Origin of the sequence: Vibrio sp. 10N.222.52.C3 (assembly GCF_041474195.1) — a bacterium.
In the GTDB taxonomy this organism is placed as follows: domain Bacteria; phylum Pseudomonadota; class Gammaproteobacteria; order Enterobacterales; family Vibrionaceae; genus Vibrio; species Vibrio crassostreae_C.
Genome location: NZ_JBFRTQ010000008.1, coordinates 1 through 21,860 on the forward strand (window position 1 = coordinate 1; position 21,860 = coordinate 21,860).

Genomic DNA, 21,860 nt, shown 5'->3' on the forward strand with positions numbered 1-21,860 from the left:
GCCATGCTCGGCGCACAACGAAAAATGGCAGCCCAATCAGGCTGCCATTTGTTTATTCGATTTAAAACGTATTACCGAGCTAGATATTGCTGAGCTAGCGGCTACTGAGCTAAGCGCACCAACTCTTCTGGCGAGTAGTGTTCTGCTTCTGCGCCTTTGGCGATTAAGTCGATCACTTGGAACTCGTTCATGTCACCAAACTCTTTGGTTAAGTAATCACGGAACGCTTTCTCGTTCGGCCATTTGCCTCGCACGATATAGCCATCTTCCTTATCGAAATCTTCCGTCTCAAAGAAAGAAAAGTCGGTCATACCAATATTGTGGCAATACAAAACGAGATACATGTTGAATCCTTTACACTTAACTAGGGCCTGTTTAACTTTCGAGCCGATCAAAAAGCGTCTCTAAAAAGCAGGGCTAAGGTTACAACATAAATGCTAAATCGAATACCCAATCGGATCGTCAATTTAGAAACCTCAGCGACCGGATCTTTACGTTAGTCATCAAACATCATGTTAATGGCTGCACCCAACAAGATCAGCCCAACAATTGGCCCCATGACTGCTAATGGCGCGCGCTCAATGTATGGAAGGTTCTCTGCGATCATCAAACCCCATTCAGGTGTTGGTGGCTTTGCCCCTAATCCGATGAAGCTCAGCGAGGTCAGACTTAGAGTGATAACCGGTAGCCTCAACATCGCGTGCCTTAACAACGGTGGCAACACATACGGAAGCAAGTAGAAACGGAAGATTCTAAGCTTACTGGTGCCCCATAGTGGCGCGAGGTGTGTATAAGGTTGAGCCTTGGCTTCTACGATCAAGCTTGAGCAGTGTGCAGCTAGCGGCGCCCACGACACCAATACAATCGCGATTAATGCGCTGTTCGGATTCATCCCCGTTAAGCCTGCAACAAGCAAGCCTGCAATGATGTATGGGATACCCTTAGTGATCTCGATAAGGCCTTGGCTAAAGCGGGTGTTGAAACCCATGATGATGCCCGTCACCAAGCTCAAGAACGTTGCCAATATGCCGGCTTGGAAGGTCGCAATCATACCAGAACCAATTCTCGCCAGTAGGTCTCGACCAATGCCATCTGCGCCCAAAGGTGCTTGCCAACTCGGTGATGCCAAGCGTGCGAATTGGCTAGTGTATGGGTCTCGGAATGCAGCCCATACAACGATAGCAATTATGAAAGAGAAGATCGCAAAAGCAGTGACACGCTTTGCGCGGTTCTGGGTAAAACGAAACGAAGAGTGGCTACTGATGAGCTTGCCGCTTTTCAGGCTGTGGCCAAGAATCAATTGCTGAACAAACAAGCTCATGCTGCTCACGGCAATTGAAAATAGCAGCAACACCAATAAGCCGCCTTGCAGCGTTGGTAAGTCTTGCGCCTTGGCTGCACCAAGAATCATGCGCCCGATACCAGGGATCGAGAAGATAAGCTCAACCGCGACTGCGCCACCAGTTAAGCCAATCACGATCATCGCGATTTGCGGGATCAGACTGCTCAGCGCTCTTTTCAGCGCAAAGCGAATAATTTGATTGGAATGAACGTTGGCACTGAGCCAAGTGATCACCCAAGGTTCATTGAGAACGCGTTGTAAACTGTCTCTGAGTAGACGACTAAACAAGCCACTTGCAGGCAGTGCGAGCGCTAAACTCGGTAGCCAGATATCTTGCCAACCTTGCCAACCATACGGTGGTAGCCAACCTAACCAGATAGAGAACACCAATATTAATACCGAGGCCACCACATACTCTGGTAACGATATTAATACGGTGCTTAAACTGCTGTAACTCTGCCCTAGTTTGCCCTTCTTCCAACTGCGTAAGGTAGCAAGTAAGCCTGCACCACACAGTACGAAAGTCATCACCAATGCACTAGACATTAAAAACAGAGATGTAGACGCTGTTTTTTGAATGCCTAATGCAACCGAAGAACCATCAATCCAAGATTTACCTAGGTCCCCCGAAAAGGCACTTCCTATCCAGTCGATCAGACGTTCGCTCGCCGAACGGTCAAGCTGAAGATCAGCACGTACCGCCGCTAAAGCTTCAGGCGTAAGCAGGTGTTGTTGCCCCGCCCTAGCCCGCAGAATAGATTGGCTTGGATCGATGCCTGCAATGTCAGGCATCAAACCAACAAGAATCACCACCACAATCAGTGAGGCGATTCTTGATAGCCAAGGCGTCAAGATAAATAGAGTTCGACGCAGAGTCTCAGCAGATAACATTTATTTAGTTAGCCTGTGTTGCCGGGTTAACTTGTGTCGTTTGATCAACCAAGCGACGTTCACTTGGGTCACGAACGACATTGCTTACACGCTCACTTTCACCTTGAATCACACGTTCGTGAAGCAGCGGGATAGCCGCGAAATCGTTAAGGATTTTTTGTTCAGCTTCGATGATCGCTTGGTGACGCAGCGCACCTAGCGGTTGTAGGTCAGCGTGATTCAGTGCTTTATCTACCTCTTGAGAACAGAACTGGCCAAGGTTGAATGAACCCTTACAACCAAAGTCGCTCATCATGTAAGCCACTGGGTCACCCGAATCTAGAACCGTTGCACGAGAAAGGATAAACGCGTCAAACTTACCAGATAGCGCATCGTTCTCGATCTGAGCGTATTCACGAATATCCAGCTCAACCTTGAAACCAGCCGCTTCAAGTTGTTGCTTCAGTAGCGCTGCCACTTCTGGAAGCTCTGCACGGTCGGTAAAGGTACCGATAACAATACTTTCACCGTTTGCTTTTAGCGTTTTGTCGATTGCTTGACCTTCAGGTCGGATCGGCTCAGCCCAAGCAAGTGCAGGACCTAATAGGCCTTGTGCGATGTCCGCGTGGTTTTCATAAACAGTATTCACGATTTGCTCACGGTCTACCGCAGCCGCCGCTACCTTACGCAAGTTAATATCGCTGAATACGCCTGACTTGTTATTTAAGTAAAGCGTATTGGTACGAGGCATCGCCACTTCATAAAGTAGGTTCGGATCAATGGTCGCGATTTGTGAAACGGGTACTGCTTCAACGATGTCTGCTGTACCTGTTCTTAGAGCTGCAGCGCGAGCAAAACCGTTAGGGACGTATTCTGCAATCACAGATTCAACTTGCGCTTTTTCACCCCAGTAGCCATCGAAACGTTTTAGCTTCGCGCTGGTTGTACCGTTAATTTCAGTCAACTCAAACGGACCCGTACCAGCACCCATTGGGCTAACACGGCCATCTTCTTGGTAAGCACTTGCTGCAAGAATCGCTAATTGAGGGCTTGATAAACGGCTTGGTAAAAGAGGGTCATCAAAGCTGGTCTTGATCTCTACGCGGTAGTTGTCCATCGCTTTCACTTCGAGATCGACACCATCTAGAATGCGTGGCTTAGGTGCAGCCTCAAGCGCTTTCTGCAAAGAGTTCACTACGGATTCTGCTGTTAATGTAGAGCCATCGTGGAATTTAACGCCTTGGCGAATCGTGAACTGCCAAGTCAGAGGATCAAGATGTTTCCAATCAGTCGCTAGCATTGGTTCTGCTTCTGAGGTTGGGCTCAGGTTAACCAGAGTTTCTGCTGTGCTCCAACGAGATAACTTAAAAGCGTCATCAGAAAGTGGCGATAAACCCGTTCTTGGTGGTTGCATCATCGCAACTCGAATTTCAGATTTTACTGCGGCATCGCTAGACCCTGGTTGAGAGTCAAAACAGCCCGTCAAAGGCAGAGCCAACGCAAGCGTGCAAGCCAGTTTGATTGAATTAAAACGCATAATTATTTTTTCTCTGTAGCTGTATTTTTTTAATAAATAAGGTTGTGTTAACAAGTAGATTTCGAAAGAGGCTGAGACTCGATCAGCATCTGAGTTGCAGGATGAGCAGGTTTACTCATCACTTGATCGGTCGGTCCGTGCTCGACCATTTCACCATGGTCGAGTACCAGTATTTCTTCACAAAGGGCTTTTGCGGCACCTAAATCGTGAGTAACCAAAATAAGGCGCATATCGCGCTTCTTTTTTAATGAATTAACCAAGTCCAACAACCTTTGGCGATTCACTGGGTCAAGGCTGGCAGTAGGTTCATCGGCCACCAGCACTGCGGGTCTAACGACAAGAGCCCGAGCAATAGCCACACGTTGAGCTTGACCTGTAGAAAGCTGATTAGGTTTCAGTAAGAGCAAACTGGCAGGCAATCCAACGTCTGAAAGCGCCTCTTCAATGATGGCTTCATGATTACCCGAAACATCTAAGTTACTTAGAGGTTCGGCTAAGATCTGTCGAACGGTATAGTAAGGGTTGAGGCTAGTGTGGGGCTCTTGAGGCACCAATTGAATCAAGCGACACACCGTTGCTTGCGCTTTGCTATCGCGAATTGGGAGCGAATAACCGAACAAGTTTATTTGACCAACGGTTGGCGCGTTAAGGCCAAATAGCAGTTCAATTAACGTTGATTTACCGGCACCAGAACGCCCAACAATTGCTAGGCTTTTGTCTTCAACATTAAGGTCTATGTTCTGTAGCGCTTTGAACGCTTTACCACCCAACCAACTTGGTACGGAGTAGTAGTGAACACTCACATTGTCGAACTTAATCTCTATCGGTGTTTGTGTTTCTGAATCAGTCACTGGCATTAATGGCGAGGCTTCTGAGTTTAGTGATAAGGTCGAGCTCATTCGATTAAGTCTCTCAATGAACAGCAGAAAGCGTGAGAGCTCGACTCAAGTGCATGTTTCGGTGCACCGTAAGCCACCACACCACCATCATCGATGACTAACAGCTTGTCACACGCCAACGCGCTATGCAGGTCATGGGTGATGAGTAAACCACCAATTTGACGCTGTTTAACATTGTGTCGAATCAGCTTAAGTATCTCTTGCTCTGTCACCGGATCTAACGCACTGGTTGGTTCATCGGCGATGATAATATCGGCGTTACTCAGCAAGCCAATCGCAATACACACACGTTGGCGTTGCCCACCCGAAATTTGGCTCGGGTACAACGGCAAGATGGTTTCTGGATTAGGAAAACCAAGTTGATTCAGCAACTCGGTAATTTGAATTTTTTCTTTTGATTTAAGCTTAGTGCGAGTTCCCGTCAAGGCAAGGCAGAGTTGACCTTCTATTGAAACCAGAGGGTTCAAAGCTTGAAGCGCATCTTGGAAGATAACTGCGGGGCGCTGTGTGGCAGTTCTTTGCAACATAGGCAAACCACATACCGCTTCACCAGATAGAGAAATATGACCTTCAACTTCAATCGTCTCTGGCAGAAACCCGGCAATAGCGCGAGAAAGCATCGACTTACCAATGCCTGACGGTCCCATGATCGCCAACAGCTCACCGCGATAAACATCGAAGTGGATATCTTGGAAAAGGGTTCTCGAAGAGGTTTTGATCGTTAGGTGGTCAACAGACAAAAGTGGGGTGTTCACGCAGATACTCACATATAGATGTTATAACATAACAACTCTATCATTTAGCCGACATGATGAAAAGAGAACATTGAACTGCATCGCACTTTATTTGCTGTTTGATTGACCAATTTTCATTAGGGCGTGTTGACCCTTCGAGGTGATTTTTACCGATACAAAAAAGCACTCACTAAATTTATCGTGTAAAAATAGTAAAGCGCTTTCATAAAATATTACAGGTGGTGATTAGGTTACTTAGTTAATGGCACCATGAGCGGTATCTTCGACTGGGTAACACTTCTGCTTAACTTGTGCGATGAACGGATACAGGAACGCAATACGCCCAAGATAGAACAGAGTAAACGCCAACCACAAACCATGATTACCCCAAATATCGACGGTGAATGCCTGTACCGCTAAAAATACCAACAAAGTCGCGATGCTTGAGTCTCTAACCGGACGTGTGGTTCCCGTTCCGGTAAAGATGCCGTAAACCGTTAAGCCAAAGCCAGCCACTAGCGGGAACACAATTAACCACGGAGCCATCTCTTGGTACAGCGTGACCAGCGCTAGAATATCGGTAAACAAGAAAACAATCATATCTTTAAAAATCAAAGTTAAAAGCGTCAGCGCGGCAATGAAACCTGCCGTCCATTGGAAGTTAAGCCTTAAAACACGATCAAGCATTGAAGGGTTCTTCTGTCCTACCGCCTTACCTGCAAACACACTCGATGCGTTGGCAATACCATCAAACATATAGCTGACAATGAAGGTCACCTGCATCAAGATCGCGTTAGCCGCTAGAACATCGGTACCCAGTTTAGAGCCAGTACGCGCCATCATGTTGAAGAACACCAAGATACAAATGGTGCGAAGCAATAGATCGGTATTCGAAGAGATGATTGTCGATAGGTCTTTCTTGGTCATCTTCGAGCCTTGCAAGAACTCAGAGATCGAAATATTGCTGGTCTTCATCACCAAGGTCACACCAATCGCAAAGGTGGTAACTTGTGCAATCAAACTTGCGTAAGCCACACCTGCGACACCCAAATCGAAATAAAGTACAAACACCGCATCCAAGACAATGTTCAACACATTACCAAACACTTGTGTATAAAGAACGTCTTTGGCTTTCGCCTGTCCCATTAACCAACCAATAATGGTGTAGTTAAGCAACACGAAAGGCGCGCCATAAATCAAAATACTGAAGTAGATATGCGCGTGCTCGGCTACATTGGCTTCAGGCTCTATCACCCACATTGCGCCTAGCCAGATGAGTGGTTGTATCAAGATAAAGATCAAACCCACTAAACCAGACAGCAAAAACGGACGCATCAAGCTACCCGCCAAATCAGTGCGGTTTCCCTTACCCAGTGCCATCGCACTTTGGCCCGTGGTACTGACACGGAAAAAACCAAACAACCAATACATGGTGTTCATAATGATGGTGCCGATCGCTACGCCACCAATCAATTCAGCAATACCAAGTTGGCCAATAACAGCGGTATCCACAGCACCTAACAGAGGTTGTGTCACCGTTGAGATGATGAAAGGGAAAGCGATTTTCAGATAATCTTTGTGGGTAATGGTCATATTCTATCGAGTGATATTAAGAACTATTTGCAATTAGAACGAAATGCTATCGTTTAATCCGTACGTTGTCATCATTTACTTAGAGTAGATTATCAACAAAGCATCTTTATCTTAGGCCAACTGCATAAAATCGTTAGCTGCTATTGGTTGTGCTAATTTGTCTCAACAAAAGATCAAAGTCTGGTTCAACAAAACAGCACAACCATCGATTAGTAAAAGCTCACGGGAAGGTAGAAATCGAGTTCGAACACTTCATCGGTGTTGAGAAAATGATTCTGATGATAATGCACATACGCGGGAGTCGAGCGCTGTTTGAAACCAGATGTGGGTAGCCACTTTTCTAACACCATACTGATCTGTGGTAGCAGTTCTCCATAGCGGCCATTTAGTCGAAACACAGCGTGTAAGCCGCCCGGAATCACCATCTGATTAACTACGCTACGATACTTAATCGGCTCATCAATCGCGATACACGCGACATAACGACACTGATCCATTTCAACCCAAGCAGGGTTTGAGTGATGCAAACCAAATTGGCTCGAAAAATCACGCTGTTCGGAATTCGCCCACGCTTTCAATATCAACCACGCATTACGAATAGAGCGGTTATAACCCGTATGTCGAACATAGGCCGCCATGCGTTCAGGCACTTCAACGATCTTGGGTTCGGGCAATACTCGCTGCGCCACATTCAAATAGCCCGCCGCCACTTCGGGATCTTTCAAATAGGGTTTTTCTGCTACTTGTAAATCGTGTTTACGCCACTCGCCCGGAGACATATTAAAGGTCGCTTTAAATGCTCGACTAAACGAAGACACCGAGCTAAAGCCACATTTATGGGCGATCTCGACCACTGACGAGCTGGTATCAAACATCAATTGGTTGGCTGCATACTCCATTCGAGTGCGTCGGATATATTGATGCAACGACTCCCCGACCACGCTTTTAAAGGTGCGATGAAAGTGCTGTTCTGAATAGGCCGCTATCTCAGATAACTCTTTGGCAGACAAAGGCTGACTGATGTCTTGGTGAATATGGAACAGGACATCATTGATTCGCGATATGTGTTGACGTGACATCGTTTAAATAGCATAAATGGACATGTTTAAGAGCATAAACGGACACGCTAGTTTTTACAATTGCCGTGTAATATCAAGCGATAGAATAAAAACGATAAACGACGAGACACAACACATGGAAATCGCACAGTCATTACAACAGATTCAATCTTCATACATTCGAGAGATCCTCGCAGCCGCAAGTGATCCAAATGTCATCTCATTGGCCGGCGGTTTACCGGACGAGAAAACATTCCCAATCGATTTAATGAAGCCAACGCTAGAAAACCTAGCGAACATGCCTGAAGTTTTCCAATACGGCTCCACTGCCGGTTACGGCCCGTTGCTTGACCACCTAACACAAAGCTACCAATTGCCAGAGTCACACACGGTAATGATTTGTACTGGCTCTCAGCAAGGTTTGGATTTGATTGCGCGTGCGTATGTCGATCCAGGTGATGTGGTTGTGATGGAAGCGCCAAGCTACTTAGGTGCGATGCAGGTGTTTGGCCTAGTTCAAGCAAACATTGCGACCGTGTCTCAAACCGAATTTGGGCCGAATCTAGATGAATTGGAAACATGCTTTGCACAGCAAGCGCCAAAAATGTTCTACGCGGTGCCTGATTTTCACAACCCAACCGGTGTGTGCTGGGCAACAGAAACTCGTCAAAAAGTGGCTGAGCTGTGTATCAAATACAACGTGGCATTCATTGAAGATGCGCCATACCGTGAGCTACGTTTCACAGGCACAGAGCTGCCGTTGGTTTCTTCGTTCTGCCCTGATAACTCTATCGTTCTTCGTTCATTCTCTAAGATTGCATCGCCAGGTCTACGTATTGGCGCGGTAACAGGCAAACGCAGCTACCTTGAGCCACTGATCAAAGTGAAGCAAGGCGCGGATTTACACTCAAGTGTACCTATGCAAGCGCTGCTTGTTGGTCTTCTAAAACATGAAGACTTTGGCGTACACATGGAAAACATTCGCACTCTGTACAAGTCTCGTTATGAAGTGCTGTTCTCAGAGCTAGAGAAACAACTGCCTGCAGATTGCGTGTTAAAAGCCGTAGATGGCGGGATGTTCATTTGGGTTGAGATCCCAGAGTGCGACACCTTCGAACTGGCGAAAACCTTGCTATCGAATGGCGTGGCGGTTGTACCAAGCCCAGTATTTTATCCAAAGGCCGATGAAGCAAAAGCCGCACTGCGCTTAAACTTCACTAACGCCAACCCAGAAGAATTAACAGAAGCGGTGAAACGCTTAGCGGAAGTACTTAACCAAGCGTAATCGCTGATTAAGTCAGACAGATTCAATACCAAGGCCCTGATGTATTTTTACAGCAGGGCCTTTTTGGTTTGGGAATACGTGTTGTAATTCGAACCAGATAAAACGGTTTCATTGCATTTCTTAGTCCAAAAGCCACACTAATAACAATGCTAAATAGCCCTACTTTTGGTTGGTTTTTGTCCTTCCTTGGCTTGGTTATACTGCGGCGGATTTTAATAAGCCAATATGGGCAAACCTGAGTAAATCAAACTCAGTATGTATCATAAAAGGCAACCGCTCTGGATTTACGTTCCAGCTCGCAGAAAGGAAAAACCATGTCTCAATATGTTGTATGTGCTCTGTATAAATTCGTAGCACTTGATGATTACCAAGAAATTCGCCAGCCACTAACCGACGTGTTAGAAGCCAACCAAATCCGCGGTACTTTGTTACTTGCGAGTGAAGGCATCAACGGTACCGTTGCAGGTAAGCGCGAATCTATCGACGCCCTTCTTCAATGGTTCAAACAAGATTCTCGCTTGGCTGATGTTGTTTACAAAGAGTCGTTCAACGAAGAACAACCATTCAACCGCACCAAGGTTAAGCTTAAGAAAGAGATCGTAACCATGGGCGTTGAGGGCATCGACCCACGCCACGTTGTCGGCACTTACGTGAAACCAAACGAATGGAACGCATTGATCTCTGATCCTGATGTGATTCTGGTTGATACTCGTAACGACTACGAAGTGGACATCGGCACCTTCAAAAATGCTGTAAACCCAAACACAGAAACCTTCCGTGAATTCCCTCAATACGTTGAAGACAACCTTGATCCTAAGAAGCACAAGAAAGTTGCGATGTTCTGTACTGGCGGTATTCGTTGCGAAAAATCAACAGCCTACATGAAAGAGCAAGGCTTTGATGAGGTTTATCACCTTGAAGGCGGCATTCTTAAGTACCTAGAAGAGGTACCTGAAGAAGAGAGTATGTGGGAAGGCGACTGCTACGTATTTGATGGTCGAGTTGCAGTAAACCACCAGCTAGAAAAGAGCGGCTACGACGTGTGTAACGCGTGTCGCCTGCCAATCACAGACGAAGACAAAGCCTCTGAACACTTCGAAAAAGGCGTAAGCTGCCCTAAGTGTATTGATAAGCACAGCGACGAGCAGAAAGCCCGTTTCCGCGAACGTGAAAAGCAAGTTCAACTGTCGAATGCTCGTGGCGAAACCCACGTAGGTGGCGAAGCCGCTCACCTTATCGATCAACGTAAGAAAGAAAAGCTAGCACACAAAGAGCAGCAACGCTCTGGTAAGAAAGCGAAGTAGTTTTTAGTATTACGAAAATAACAAAGGGCATCAGCGAATCCACAATGGAACGTTAATGCCCTTTTTTGATCCTGTTCTCGCTTTGTGTTTTGAACCACATTTCTTTCGATAAATTGCTTCTATACTGTTAATAATCCGACTAGAGAGGAAGTGCCAATGCTCAATGAAAACCATGCCTTTATCTTAGATTTCCCAGATCTTAAATTAGACATTGTTCAGCTCAACCACGACGACGAAAAATTCAAAGCAGACATGCAGAAATACCACCAACTCGACTACGACATCCGTCAGCTAGAAATCTCTGGCAGCCCTATCGATGACGACAGCATGCACAATCTCAAAGTTGAACGCATGGCGCTAAAAGACTCGCTACACAAACAGCTCACGCGCCATCACGCACTTAAGATCGTATAGAAAAATCAGTCCAAGACTTTATTCTAAGCCATGCATCACGCATGGTTTTTTGGTTTCATAACATCAAAAATATAAGCTAATTCGGCTTCTTCAGTTATGTTACTGTTTGCTTATTCAAAGGCGTTTGATAAGGAAGCAAGCAAAGTGGCAAGACAAGAAGAGAATATACAATTCCAGCTCGTTTCAAATTCTGAATTCGAAGAACTATTTGCGTGTGTGAAAAAAGGTATATTCATACACGTAGATGACGTTTTCGGCTGGGATGACAACTTCCAACGCCTACGACTTTTAAACGAATACCATCCATCTTGGTTTCATTGGGTATATCGCGAAAATGAGAGAGTAGGACTCGTCTGCTTTAAGCCTTATGACAACGCATACCATATTCATCTGCTGATCATTCTCCCTCAAAACCAAGGCCGCTCACTTGGCAAGCAAGTCATGACTCTCATACATAAAAAAGCTATGGCAGAGCAACTTAGTCAAGTCACTCTATCGAGTTTTAAAAGTAATGCTCGTGCTATTAACTTTTATCAATCGCTTGGCTATCACGTTGTTGATGAAGGAGATGATGATTTTGTGGGGATGGAGCTCAATCTATACCACAAACACCATCTCTAATTAAACGCCCTAGCCACTCGCCCATTACTGCTCAATTCGTAATGACCAATATAAGCCGGGATAAATACCGATTGCCCTTTCGTAAGGGTTAAGTGCTCACCTCTTTGGCTCACTAGCGTTAAATCATCATCTATTGCCATCAAAATTTCAGCACCGCTTGTGATCACTTCTTCTTGCTTTGGGCGATGAAAAATATTGAAATCAAAGTCACTAACTGGGATATCATAGCGATCACATTGACCTAACTTTGAAGGTGCTAACAACAAGCGTTCGAACGGGATTGGTGTAAACTCTGTGCAGGCAACCAACTCAGCGACATCAATGTGTTTTGGCGTTAAGCCAGCTCGCAGCACATTGTCTGAATTTGCCATGATCTCGAGCCCGGTCCCCTTGATGTAAGCGTGCGGAGTGTTCGCATTCAAATACATCGCTTCACCCGGCTTTAGTGTGATCAAGTTAAGTAGCAGAACACAAAACAGACCGATATCGTTCGGGTACTGATGGCTAAGCTCAGTAACCAAAGCAAACTCAGCTTGGTCTTGATGAGACTCTGCGTAAGTCAGAAGTTGCTCTAATGCTTGATGTTTACGTTGGTCATCTAGAGTTAACAGCTCACGGAAAAATGCTTCTAAGCCTAGAGAATCAAGGTTGTTGCAAAATTCTTCAACCAAACCAGCCAGCTCGCTCGAATCCAACTTTCTGAACAACCCTAATATTTCATCGAATTCTCGAAAGCCATTCATTGCTTGATATTCAGTGATCGCGTAAACCAATTCAGGTTTGTGGTTAGAGTCTTTGTAATTACGATGCCCTGCAGTCAGAGGGATTCTTGCTTGCTCTTCTCTTGCAAATCCAACCTCTGCTTGCTGCTTGTTTGGATGAACCTGAACAGATAGCGCTTTTTCTGCTGCCAATATCTTAAATAAGAACGGCAGTTCACCAAACGCCTGCGCAATATCGGTTGATAGGTAGGCCGATTTATTCTTGTTAATCAGCTCAGATAGAGGCACTAAATGTTGGTCCAGCTTGACCATTGAGCAACCTTTCGGATGCGCTCCCATCCAAACTTCCGCTTGCGGCTCTTGTGACTCATTCTGAAAGCCAAACAGTTCACGTATCGAAGAAATGCTCCCCCATGCATAATTTTGGATGGTGTTTTCCATTGGGAAAAATGAGTGTTCTGAGAGGTGGCTGAGTGACATGGCGTTTTCCGTAGTGAGCCCTTTGAACACAATTCAGAGAGCTGATTTCTAATAACGTAAATAATTAGAAAGACTACAGAGCTCGGCTAGAACCCACATGAGATGAGGTCTTAGACGCAATAGGAAAAATTCTTAGAAACAGGTGAGACCGATGAAAAGCGTGAAAATAGTCACATTTGAATATCACGAGTAGAAAGCGCTGAGAATAAGATAGCGGCTTGTATCGCACTGATTACAGCAGCGATACAAGCATCTGAATACAAACACTAGTGACTATCTTGTTATCGTTCCTTAAAAACCAGAGCGAGCTTCTGCACTTTTCTGAGGTGATTGAGCTTGTAGGAAAGGCAGTAACAGCAAGCCAATAACGGCCGCACAAGTAGAGATGGTAATGAAGAACCCACTCCAGCCGTAAGCTTCTAGAACGAGCGCTAATGGGTAACCAGAAAGTGCTGCTCCCATATAAGCAAACAAGCCAACAAAACCTGTCGCCGCCCCGGCAGAGTCTTTATGTGAACATTCCGCCGCCGCCATGCCAATAAGCATTTGAGGGCCAAAAACAAAAAAGCCAACGCAAAATAGCCCAGCCGCTTGAAACACAAAGTTGGTTAAAGGCATAAGCCATAAAGCCGATACCGAAAGGAAGATGCCAATCGCAAACAGGATGTTCATCGGGCCTCGGTTGCCACCAAACAACCTATCCGATCCCCACCCAGCAACAAGTGAACCAACAAAACCACCAATCTCGAACAGAGACAAGGCAGCGTTGGCGTTGATCAAACTGTAATCGTGTTCTTCGGTGAGGTATAAATTGCCCCAGTCGTTAACTGCCGTTCTTACGATGTAAACCAACACATAACTAAAGGCGAGCAACCAAATGTACTTATTGCTGAACACATAGGTTTTCAGGATCTCTCGATAGCTTAACCCTTGCCCATGGCTCTCTTGCGCTAATTCCAGGTGATCACTGCGCCACTTCCCTACCGTCGGAAGTCCCATGGTGGTGGGCTTGTCACGTAAGCGCCAGCAGACAATAAGACCGATAAAAACACCAATCACACCCGGCCAGATAAACCCAGCTCGCCAACTGAACTGCAGCGTTAGATAACCCACAAGAATAGGGATAAGCGCTCCACCAACGTTGTGCGCTGTATTCCAGATTGCCCAGCGAAAGCCTCTTTCGGAGCGAGAATACCAAGTCGTCAATAATTTGGAACACGATGGCCAGCCCCAACCTTGGAACCATGCATTCAGTACCCATAGCGAGATAAAAGCCGCTAACGAACTCGAAAAGCCAAACGCGATGTTTATCAGACCAGTCGCGATTAGGCCAAGCCCCATGAAGTAACGAGGGTTCGACCGATCCGATATCGTGCCTGAGATAAATTTCGATAAGCCATAAGAAAGATAAAAGAGCGTGCCAATTAAGCCGATATCGCCTTTGTCCAAACCTAGATCGGTGATCATTGCAGGCGCGGCGTAATTAAAGGTTTTACGAGTGAAGTAAAAACCCGCATAGCCGACATACATTCCTATCATGATGTGAAGGCGCCAATAGCGATAACTCTGATTGACCTCATCATCAGTTAGAGCATCACTCTCTGACGTTGTTGAGCGCAGAAATCCAAACATATTCGTTCTCACACTTTAGGTAATGTAACGCTGATATTGGTACCCGAAGATGAGCCATTAGCGTTGATTGTCATCTTGCCGCCGAGCGCCTGAACACGCTCTTGCATACCACGAACACCCATTCCTTTGAGAAGATCTTGCGCTGTAAAACCAATGCCATTATCTGTGATCTGAAGGTAAGCCTGGTCACCTAAAATCAGTTCAATTCTGATCTCGCTCGCGTTGGCGTATTTAGAGGCATTATTTAGAGACTCTTGGCACAGCCTGAAGATAGTGACCTTAAGCGTGTCACTCAAACACGAGTAATCTCCTTGCCAATTTAACTGGATATCAACGCCGTGATCCGAGAACTCCATCTCTCGAATAAGCTGTTCCACGGAATCTTTTAGGTCCAGATCGTCCAGCATCTTAGGTCTTAATTTTGTAAGTAGACGTTTGGTGGTGTCATAAACATTCAAAGATAATGATTCAATGGTACCCGCACAGCGAACGCTCATCTCAGCCGCGTCGACACGTTTAATAATGCTTGCCTGAGTACGAATTGCCGTGATGTTTTGGCCGATTTCATCATGCAGTTCACGCGCAATATCACGACGAACCGACTCTTCAGCGGTAACTAACTGACGTGAAAGGTTTTGATTTCTGGAGAGTTCACTTCGCAATTTGGAGTTGAGATATTTCTGCTTTTGAACCGCTAAACCAAGCAGTATACCTGTGATGGTTTGAGCAGATAGAGACAAGAGTAAGTCGGTAATTTCGAGTTTGGATGTTCCGCTGTGGGCTGCAATCAACGCGACACTATTTAACATTGTTGCAAGCAGAGCACCTTGCCATCCATAACGAACGGCGAGCAAGATAATAGGGATCGCCATACAGAACGGGGCAAAGCGCCTTAGCTCATCAGGCAAACTGGTTTGTATCAAAATACTGGCGACCAACAACACGCTATATAAAGCAATATGACGGATTTTGAACTCAACGACATTATTGATTAAGTAAGAGCTCAATGGTGCCCACTTGTTTTGGAATAGATAGTTCCAGACCAGATAACACATCGGCACCAGCATCAGTCCGCCAGTAATACTCACCAACCACACCATGTAAACAGCAGAAACATGAGAACCCACCACGGCAACGTTAATAAATGCTGTGACCATGATTAAGCTCGCCATCACTAACAAGTGACGATTCTGGTCACCAGAATAATAACGCTTGGCAATTAGCGTGGCAGGAATACTCAATCCACTGGCGATGAGTATCGTCAGCCATTGGGGTTCATCAAGCAGTAGAGCTAAAGCAATCGCGAGCCCCCACTCTGCAATATAGATGGCAGGCCAATAGTGGGTACGAGTGTGCAGCGTCATTCCCAGTCGAAGTGAAAACGGGAAAAGCAGAATGGCTAACTCAGGGTCATTAATGAAATAGAAGGCAATAACCCATAAACAGAACCATGCACAGCCAGCCATAAAAACCCCACACAGGGAGGTGGCTAGGTAAGAACGCATTAGTACTGGTCTTGTGTAAACAGTTTCGCTAACTCGACATTATTCTTAACATTGAGTTTGTCCATCGCATTGGCACGGTGTACATGCACCGTTTTATGGCTAACCCCTAGCTCTACGGCAATAGATTTTACATCGAGCCCTGTCGCCAATAACTGACACACTTCGCTTTCTCTGCGGGTGAGCTGATTTAAAGAGGCTTTATTCTTCATGGGCGTCGCAAGCTTTATGGCGATATCGGGCGTGAGATAACAGCCACCATTTGCGCTCGTGTGTACGGCTTGGATTAACTCATCAGGGTTACAGCGCTTGCTGAGATAACCTTTGGCTCCTAACTCTAATGACTTCTCAACCATCGCCGGAGAGTCATGTACGCTCAGCATGATACTGGCAATGCCTGATGGAATCTCTTCCAATAAGCTCAGGCCACTTTCGTCTTGCATTGAGATATCTAAGATCACGACATCAGGGTGACAACTTGGCAATCCTAGGCGCGCTTCTGCCGCAGAGTTGAATTCCCCCACGACCGTAATATCAGCTTCAAGACTGAGTAATTGAGCAAAGCCAGATCGAACAATGACGTGGTCATCAACAAGCGCAACATTAATCATGATATTAACCAAAATTAAGAGTAAGAAAGAAAAATAGCCCCAACAGGAGCTATCTAAAATTAAGTTTATTAATAGAGATGATACTGAATCGAACTAACGATTGGTATGATCTCACGTGCTTTAAACCAATAAAGCACGTGAGACTCGCTACGCGTTTTGAGACGCTAAGTGTATTTTCTTAGCGTGGCGAATCTTCTTCTCTTCCGCAACCGCAACGAATAGCAGTAACACGATACAAATGGCAGCTGACGTATCAAGCGCTGCGAACGTGCCTTTCCAACCCGTTAAGCCAAAAATAGGTGTGCCGTCTGCAATCATACCTAGGCCAAGTTTGGCAAAGCTGTCACCAATTAAGTAAGCAAATGTACCTTTCACGCCATCCGCAACGCTGATTGCTTTCTTAGGCACGAAACCTACTGCAGCAACACCAATCAGCAACTGAGGACCAAATACTAGGAAACCAAGCACAAACAGTGATGCTAGGTACATGAACTCACTGGTTGCATGCTGGTAGAACTCTAGCGAAACGATAATCAGGCCAAGCGATACACAAGCAACCAAAGCACGGCGTCCGTTCGCAAGGTCTGACAGATAACCCCACATTAACGTACCGACCAGTGCACCAACCTCAAACAGAGTGAAGCCTGAAATCGCGGTTTCTTTTGATAGACCTAGCTCTTGATACGCATAAACGGTAGACCATTGATCGATACCGATACGAACAATGTATAAGAAGATATTCGCGAAGCAGAGCAACCAGATCACTTTGTTTTTCAGGATGTATTCAACAAAGATCTCTTTCTTAGTCATTTGATTTTCTTCAGCAGCCGTATCTTCTTCGCTGACTTCTTCATCAAACAACTCTTCAACCGTACCTAGACCATAGGCTTCTGGAGAGTCATTACCAAAGCGCATACCAATAAAGCCAACCACAATCGCAATGATTGATGGGAACACGAACATACCGATCACGTTGCCATCAAAAAGGTAGTTAGCACCGAACAGAGCAACACCAGCGGCACCTGCGCCACCCACGTTGTGCGACATATTCCAAAGGCCTAAATAAGAACCACGCTTGTTACGAGGCGTCCATTTAGTGATGGTCGAGTAGCTTGAAGGACCGCCGGTACTTTGGAAGAAACCACTCAACGCATAGAAGGCAACCATCAAGAATAAGCTAGCACTGCCACCGCCCATACTGAAGCTGAAGCCCAACATAGCGATACCAGAAAGGACAAGCATGAATGGCAGGAACTGCTTGGTGTTTTTACCATCGGCATAATAGGAAACGACGGTTTTACCGATACCGTAAGTGATAGAGAAACCCAGACCGATAAGACCTAGATCCGTCATCGATAATCCATAAGTAGAAATCATGTCGTTTTGCGCGACATTGAAGTTCTTACGGATCAAATACATGGTTAGATAACCAATGAACACGACGAGGTAAGATTGTAGGAATGGTTTAAACCACATTTTTCTTCTAGTTTCGACCGGAAGATCCAGCGTCGGTTTTCGAACCTGATCTAGGAACTTTAACATTGTGAACTCTCTTATTTTTTGTGAGGTCTGCACGGCATAATTGCGGCCATACATTGTTTGTTAGTTGACCGTGAAATAATAAGGAGTCTAAAAATCGACCGCATGAGAGAGGGTCTTAGAATAACTAGGAAAAATTCTTAGTTCAGAATTGGGAGTCAAGAAAGCGTGAACAGCATCACTTTGTTTACGGTCTGTTATGGATTGATATTACGATAACAAAAGTCACTCATTTCAGGGCTGACGAACCTTGTAAATAAACAGAAACGAGTGGATTACTTCACTAAAAAAACACCAGTATCGGTTCATCACCATAAAACTCCATGGTCATGGTGTGTCCGATACTGGTTCAGCATTCATTCTGATTAAAATAGATTCAATAGGCTTGTTACGTTTCGCGTGAATCGTACTACAGTCGCTTGCCGCTACCGTCTTCCCACATTACTTCACATTCATCTTTGATGGCAGCTTTTAATAATTCAACCAGTGGGAACGCTCGACTACCGATATTAACAGGCGCTTCAACCACCTCTTCTTCATTGTCGTCATCAGTATTTTCATGCTCTACGGACTTGCTCTGCTCTGCTGCAATAGCAGCACGTAGATTATCCAGAGCTTGAGGAACCTCTGAAGCATCCATAGCACCTGGGATGGAGCCGCTATGCCCAAGCATCTTGATGAACTGGAGGCCGACTTCACCAAACATCGTGACACTAGCATGAGCTTTACAACTAAAGGTAATTAACATAATGAGCCTTTCTTAATTTTGGTCGTTTACAAACTATGTGGAGTAACTCTCTGGAAAGCAAGTAGATAAACATCAAACAACGGTTACAAGTTTGATGCTTAAATCTAATCTTCTAGAGATGACCAGCACCATCGGTGATATACATCACTATTTGGAATTGATTGAACAGCCTTTCATATGAAACCTTGATAGTAGTCACACTAAATAGACATCTAAGCCTCTGCATAGCTTGTTATTTAATCTACTATTAACACCATTATCAAAAACTTTGGCACAGATCACATGAAAAGGCTCGTCGGCAGGCACCTAGAAGAAATGGCGGACATACGATCCACCCGCAAGCAAAAAATTGTCCACTCCTTTTCACTGACTGCCGCTGCGTTATTCATTTTCTATACTTGGGCTTACTTCGAAGGCGAGCATTACACGCTGTCAATATTCGAATTGTGCTTCGCCATCATTGCCATTTCTAACGCTTTATATGTAAGAAAAGTCATCAATCCTGAGTATTCCGAATTGATTCTGAGTGGTGTTCTTCTAGTTCAGGGCGTCATCCTATTCTTGTACAGTCACGCCATCCCAGATCGCATCCTCTGGCTCTACCCAATTCTGGCCGCGGTCATTTTCATTAATGATTTCAGAATTGGCATAATCTTCAGCACCTCGTTTTGCCTGTTTATCAGCACCTTGATTACAGCAATACCCAACAATTTTTCTTTACCATTTAACAGCACACACAGATTTTTCCTTAGCTTATTTACCATGAGCTTGGTGTGCCACACATCCGCCTATTACTACACAAAAGCCGTCAGTTATATTCAACGCCTGTATAAAGAAGGCATTGAAGATCTCGCTTACAGAGATCAGTTAACCGGCTTGGCAAACCGTTGGAGCTTTGAACGCTGGGCGACAGAAAAACTAGCCACCGTGGATAGTGAGCGATCACTTACGGCATTGGTCTTTTTGGATATAGATGACTTTAAAGGCATTAACGACAGCTACGGGCACGATGTGGGAGACAGTGTCTTACAGCATTTTGCCAATCGCTTGAGCAACAACATTCGAACCAGAGACAGAAAAAGCCATGAATACGATTATTCCATCGCGCGCTTTGCTGGAGACGAGTTTGTTCTGATGCTCTACGATGTACCCTCTCGTAAAGATCTAGACGGTATTTTAGATAGGATTTGCGGGCTGTTCGAAAGTGGTTGCCAGACAAACGAGAGAATCAAGGAATTGACGCTAAGTGTTGGGGTTGCTTTATACCCACAAGACGCCCAAGAATTACATGAGCTGACGAGATGTGCTGATAAAGCGATGTATGTCGCCAAGCATTCAGGAAAAAACCGATACGCTTATTATCACGACAACCCAGTATCAACCTTGATAGAAGAACTACCAACGAGCCTTGTTAGCTCAGCACCGGATTCATCTGAACTTGAAGATTGCTTTGAAGCGAAGATCGAAGGGAACAATGTTACGCTATTAAAAACGCGCCAACGCTAGCCATTCCTATAACGGAGCGGCGCTGCTAACCTGCAAGGTACATAAGCCAAAGACTCACTAACCCGATCATAATAATCCATATGACTTGACGTGTTCGGTTTGGGTTATTCCCTTTAGGTCGCCTCACCACGGTTTTAAAAGCGGCTTGCTTAGCCGACTGAATAAACGGTGCTTCAATCTCACGTTTTTTGACGCGGCGTTTAACCGCGCTGTTTGCAACTTCTGTAAAACGCTGACTTTGCTCCGTTGTAAAGTCGTTATCAAAACCCAACCGACCATGCCTTTCGCCATGTTTTTGCTGAACTGCCATAGCGGCCTCCTTGGCGGTCTACTCTCTATTCAAGTATAGACATAATTTCATATTGTTACCTGTTCAAGATTTTCGAATAAGTCACTCAACGCTGTGCCATCTTCTTTTTCAATCAAATTACATAAACTACAGCTATTCAAGTTTATGAGGGTTTCAAAATGACGAATGTAAGAGCAGTAGATCATGTGATTGCAGCGCATGCCACCTCAGACGGTGATGGTGTCAAAATCCAACGACTTACGGGTTTTAATAACACGCGCTTCTCTCCATTTTTGATGATTGATGAACTTAAATCGGATGAAAGCAAAGACTATGTTGGCGGCTTTCCTCCACACCCTCACCGTGGAATAGAAACGCTCACTTACATGCTCCAAGGTCATTTCCAACACAAAGACCATATGGGGAATGTTGGAGAGCTGCGCAGCGGTGGCGCACAGTGGATGGCTGCAGGCCGTGGTGTCATTCACAGCGAAATGCCAATGATGGAAGAAGGCGCGCTGCATGGTTTTCAGATTTGGATAAACCAACCTGCGGCACACAAAATGCAGCCAGCGCAATATCACGACTTCCAAAATGAAAGCATCGCGGAACATCAAAGTGAACAAAGTGGTTTGTTGAGAGTGATTGCCGGAGGGTTTGAACTGCACAACCAAACAGACGATGGTTCAGAGGCTTTACGATCGCAGGGGCCATTACAGAAAACAGGTGTGCCGTTAAGCGTTGCGGATTGGCGCTCTCATTCTGGGCAAAAAGTTACGTTAGGGACTAATGTTAATCATAATGCCATGACTTACGTGTACCGAGGCAGTATTAAGATCGGCGACAAAGTGATCAACCAAGGTCAACTTGCCCTGCTTACCAAAGCTGACTTGCTGTCTTTGGGTAGCTTGGAAGATTCAGGGGTACTGATTTTTTCCGGTGAACCGATTAATGAACCTGTTGTTCACTATGGTCCGTTTGTCATGAACTCGATGGAAGAGATTGAACAGACAATTCAAGACTACAACAACGGTGTGTTTGAGACTTACTGATGTCTTGGCTATGAGCTTTGAGCTTTGAGCTTTGAAGATTGAAGATTGAAGATTGAAGATTGAAGATTGAAGAGATTTTGCAACGAACAACGATTTGGTCATCCATTTGATGACTACAAAAA

Annotated in this window: 20 protein-coding genes; 6 read left to right on the top strand and 14 right to left on the bottom strand. The window is 45.3% G+C overall.

The window, feature by feature from the left end:
* Window positions 1-101: 101 nt before the first annotated feature.
* The 7 genes from AB4517_RS00820 to AB4517_RS00850 form a co-directional block, all read right to left on the bottom strand.
* Window positions 102-344 (bottom strand): hypothetical protein, encoded by a 243-nt coding sequence (locus AB4517_RS00820; RefSeq protein ID WP_017061558.1) that lies wholly within the window; start codon window positions 342-344, stop codon window positions 102-104.
* 152 nt (window positions 345-496) lie between these two features.
* The gene (locus AB4517_RS00825; protein ID WP_372147716.1) at window positions 497-2,233 is read right to left on the bottom strand and encodes an ABC transporter permease subunit; all 1,737 of its coding nucleotides are present in this window, start codon (window positions 2,231-2,233) and stop codon (window positions 497-499) included.
* Window positions 2,234-2,237: 4 nt separating this feature from the next.
* Window positions 2,238-3,749, bottom strand: a complete 1,512-nt coding sequence (locus AB4517_RS00830) for an ABC transporter substrate-binding protein (protein WP_372147717.1) — start codon at window positions 3,747-3,749, stop codon at window positions 2,238-2,240.
* Between the two features lie 47 nt (window positions 3,750-3,796).
* Window positions 3,797-4,648, bottom strand: a complete 852-nt coding sequence (locus AB4517_RS00835) for an ABC transporter ATP-binding protein (RefSeq protein WP_372147719.1) — start codon at window positions 4,646-4,648, stop codon at window positions 3,797-3,799.
* Window positions 4,645-5,403, bottom strand: a complete 759-nt coding sequence (locus tag AB4517_RS00840) for an ATP-binding cassette domain-containing protein (RefSeq protein ID WP_137002082.1) — start codon at window positions 5,401-5,403, stop codon at window positions 4,645-4,647. Before AB4517_RS00840 ends, AB4517_RS00835 begins: the two co-directional genes overlap by 4 nt.
* A 234-nt stretch (window positions 5,404-5,637) precedes the next feature.
* Window positions 5,638-6,975 carry an MATE family efflux transporter gene (locus AB4517_RS00845; protein WP_372147721.1) on the bottom strand — a complete coding sequence of 446 codons (1,338 nt, stop codon included), beginning with the start codon at window positions 6,973-6,975 and terminating at the stop codon, window positions 5,638-5,640.
* A gap of 209 nt (window positions 6,976-7,184) precedes the next feature.
* Window positions 7,185-8,054: a GyrI-like domain-containing protein gene (locus tag AB4517_RS00850; protein WP_017061552.1), complete on the bottom strand. Its 870-nt coding sequence runs from the start codon at window positions 8,052-8,054 to the stop codon at window positions 7,185-7,187.
* Window positions 8,055-8,169: 115 nt separating this feature from the next.
* On the opposite strand from AB4517_RS00850, the gene AB4517_RS00855 reads away from it, so the two are divergent.
* The 4 genes from AB4517_RS00855 (at window position 8,170) to AB4517_RS00870 (ending at window position 11,657) form a co-directional block, all read left to right on the top strand.
* Complete coding sequence (locus AB4517_RS00855; RefSeq protein ID WP_017065696.1) at window positions 8,170-9,318, top strand: PLP-dependent aminotransferase family protein; 1,149 nt, start codon at window positions 8,170-8,172, stop codon at window positions 9,316-9,318.
* A 314-nt stretch (window positions 9,319-9,632) separates the two neighbouring features.
* The gene (locus tag AB4517_RS00860) at window positions 9,633-10,622 is read left to right on the top strand and encodes a rhodanese-related sulfurtransferase (protein ID WP_102449725.1); all 990 of its coding nucleotides are present in this window, start codon (window positions 9,633-9,635) and stop codon (window positions 10,620-10,622) included.
* A gap of 156 nt (window positions 10,623-10,778) precedes the next feature.
* On the top strand, window positions 10,779-11,036 hold the full coding sequence (locus AB4517_RS00865; protein WP_010432560.1) for a YdcH family protein: 258 nt from the start codon (window positions 10,779-10,781) through the stop codon (window positions 11,034-11,036).
* A 96-nt stretch (window positions 11,037-11,132) separates the two neighbouring features.
* Complete coding sequence (locus tag AB4517_RS00870) at window positions 11,133-11,657, top strand: GNAT family N-acetyltransferase (protein ID WP_372147723.1); 525 nt, start codon at window positions 11,133-11,135, stop codon at window positions 11,655-11,657.
* Here AB4517_RS00870 and manA read toward each other — a convergent pair.
* The 6 genes from manA to AB4517_RS00900 form a co-directional block, all read right to left on the bottom strand.
* Window positions 11,654-12,859 carry a mannose-6-phosphate isomerase, class I gene (manA, locus tag AB4517_RS00875; protein WP_372147725.1) on the bottom strand — a complete coding sequence of 402 codons (1,206 nt, stop codon included), beginning with the start codon at window positions 12,857-12,859 and terminating at the stop codon, window positions 11,654-11,656. The two genes, AB4517_RS00870 and manA, sit on opposite strands and share 4 nt — an antisense overlap.
* A 291-nt stretch (window positions 12,860-13,150) precedes the next feature.
* Window positions 13,151-14,491, bottom strand: a complete 1,341-nt coding sequence (locus AB4517_RS00880; RefSeq protein WP_065583566.1) for an MFS transporter — start codon at window positions 14,489-14,491, stop codon at window positions 13,151-13,153.
* 8 nt (window positions 14,492-14,499) lie between these two features.
* Complete coding sequence (gene uhpB / locus AB4517_RS00885; RefSeq protein WP_372147727.1) at window positions 14,500-15,996, bottom strand: signal transduction histidine-protein kinase/phosphatase UhpB; 1,497 nt, start codon at window positions 15,994-15,996, stop codon at window positions 14,500-14,502.
* Window positions 15,996-16,604: a transcriptional regulator UhpA gene (gene uhpA, locus AB4517_RS00890; protein WP_372054536.1), complete on the bottom strand. Its 609-nt coding sequence runs from the start codon at window positions 16,602-16,604 to the stop codon at window positions 15,996-15,998. The genes uhpB and uhpA overlap by 1 nt, the downstream gene beginning before the upstream one ends.
* Window positions 16,605-16,751: 147 nt before the next feature.
* Window positions 16,752-18,146 (bottom strand): hexose-6-phosphate:phosphate antiporter, encoded by a 1,395-nt coding sequence (gene uhpT / locus AB4517_RS00895; protein ID WP_017061544.1) that lies wholly within the window; start codon window positions 18,144-18,146, stop codon window positions 16,752-16,754.
* 406 nt (window positions 18,147-18,552) lie between these two features.
* On the bottom strand, window positions 18,553-18,891 hold the full coding sequence (locus AB4517_RS00900) for a DUF1840 domain-containing protein (RefSeq protein ID WP_017061543.1): 339 nt from the start codon (window positions 18,889-18,891) through the stop codon (window positions 18,553-18,555).
* Window positions 18,892-19,206: 315 nt separating this feature from the next.
* Here AB4517_RS00900 and AB4517_RS00905 point away from each other — a divergent pair, with 315 nt between their 5' ends.
* On the top strand, window positions 19,207-20,397 hold the full coding sequence (locus AB4517_RS00905) for a GGDEF domain-containing protein (RefSeq protein WP_372147743.1): 1,191 nt from the start codon (window positions 19,207-19,209) through the stop codon (window positions 20,395-20,397).
* Between the two features lie 25 nt (window positions 20,398-20,422).
* On the opposite strand, the gene AB4517_RS00910 is transcribed toward AB4517_RS00905, so the two are convergent.
* Entirely contained in the window at window positions 20,423-20,707 is a 285-nt protein-coding gene (locus AB4517_RS00910) for a hypothetical protein (protein ID WP_372147729.1), read from the bottom strand.
* 158 nt (window positions 20,708-20,865) lie between these two features.
* Between AB4517_RS00910 and AB4517_RS00915 the strand changes: the two genes are divergently transcribed.
* Complete coding sequence (locus AB4517_RS00915; protein ID WP_372147731.1) at window positions 20,866-21,738, top strand: pirin family protein; 873 nt, start codon at window positions 20,866-20,868, stop codon at window positions 21,736-21,738.
* Window positions 21,739-21,860: the final 122 nt, after the last annotated feature.

Coding starts and splice junctions, on each gene's coding strand:
- AB4517_RS00820 (WP_017061558.1), bottom strand. CDS start 344: ATGTATCTCGTTTTGTATTGCCACAATATTGGTATGACCGACTTTTCT.
- AB4517_RS00825 (WP_372147716.1), bottom strand. CDS start 2,233: ATGTTATCTGCTGAGACTCTGCGTCGAACTCTATTTATCTTGACGCCT.
- AB4517_RS00830 (WP_372147717.1), bottom strand. CDS start 3,749: ATGCGTTTTAATTCAATCAAACTGGCTTGCACGCTTGCGTTGGCTCTG.
- AB4517_RS00835 (WP_372147719.1), bottom strand. CDS start 4,648: ATGAGCTCGACCTTATCACTAAACTCAGAAGCCTCGCCATTAATGCCA.
- AB4517_RS00845 (WP_372147721.1), bottom strand. CDS start 6,975: ATGACCATTACCCACAAAGATTATCTGAAAATCGCTTTCCCTTTCATC.
- AB4517_RS00850 (WP_017061552.1), bottom strand. CDS start 8,054: ATGTCACGTCAACACATATCGCGAATCAATGATGTCCTGTTCCATATT.
- AB4517_RS00855 (WP_017065696.1), top strand. CDS start 8,170: ATGGAAATCGCACAGTCATTACAACAGATTCAATCTTCATACATTCGA.
- AB4517_RS00860 (WP_102449725.1), top strand. CDS start 9,633: ATGTCTCAATATGTTGTATGTGCTCTGTATAAATTCGTAGCACTTGAT.
- AB4517_RS00865 (WP_010432560.1), top strand. CDS start 10,779: ATGCTCAATGAAAACCATGCCTTTATCTTAGATTTCCCAGATCTTAAA.
- AB4517_RS00870 (WP_372147723.1), top strand. CDS start 11,133: ATGTTACTGTTTGCTTATTCAAAGGCGTTTGATAAGGAAGCAAGCAAA.
- manA (WP_372147725.1), bottom strand. CDS start 12,859: ATGTCACTCAGCCACCTCTCAGAACACTCATTTTTCCCAATGGAAAAC.
- AB4517_RS00880 (WP_065583566.1), bottom strand. CDS start 14,491: ATGTTTGGATTTCTGCGCTCAACAACGTCAGAGAGTGATGCTCTAACT.
- uhpB (WP_372147727.1), bottom strand. CDS start 15,996: ATGCGTTCTTACCTAGCCACCTCCCTGTGTGGGGTTTTTATGGCTGGC.
- uhpA (WP_372054536.1), bottom strand. CDS start 16,604: ATGATTAATGTTGCGCTTGTTGATGACCACGTCATTGTTCGATCTGGC.
- uhpT (WP_017061544.1), bottom strand. CDS start 18,146: ATGTTAAAGTTCCTAGATCAGGTTCGAAAACCGACGCTGGATCTTCCG.
- AB4517_RS00900 (WP_017061543.1), bottom strand. CDS start 18,891: ATGTTAATTACCTTTAGTTGTAAAGCTCATGCTAGTGTCACGATGTTT.
- AB4517_RS00905 (WP_372147743.1), top strand. CDS start 19,207: ATGGCGGACATACGATCCACCCGCAAGCAAAAAATTGTCCACTCCTTT.
- AB4517_RS00910 (WP_372147729.1), bottom strand. CDS start 20,707: ATGGCAGTTCAGCAAAAACATGGCGAAAGGCATGGTCGGTTGGGTTTT.
- AB4517_RS00915 (WP_372147731.1), top strand. CDS start 20,866: ATGACGAATGTAAGAGCAGTAGATCATGTGATTGCAGCGCATGCCACC.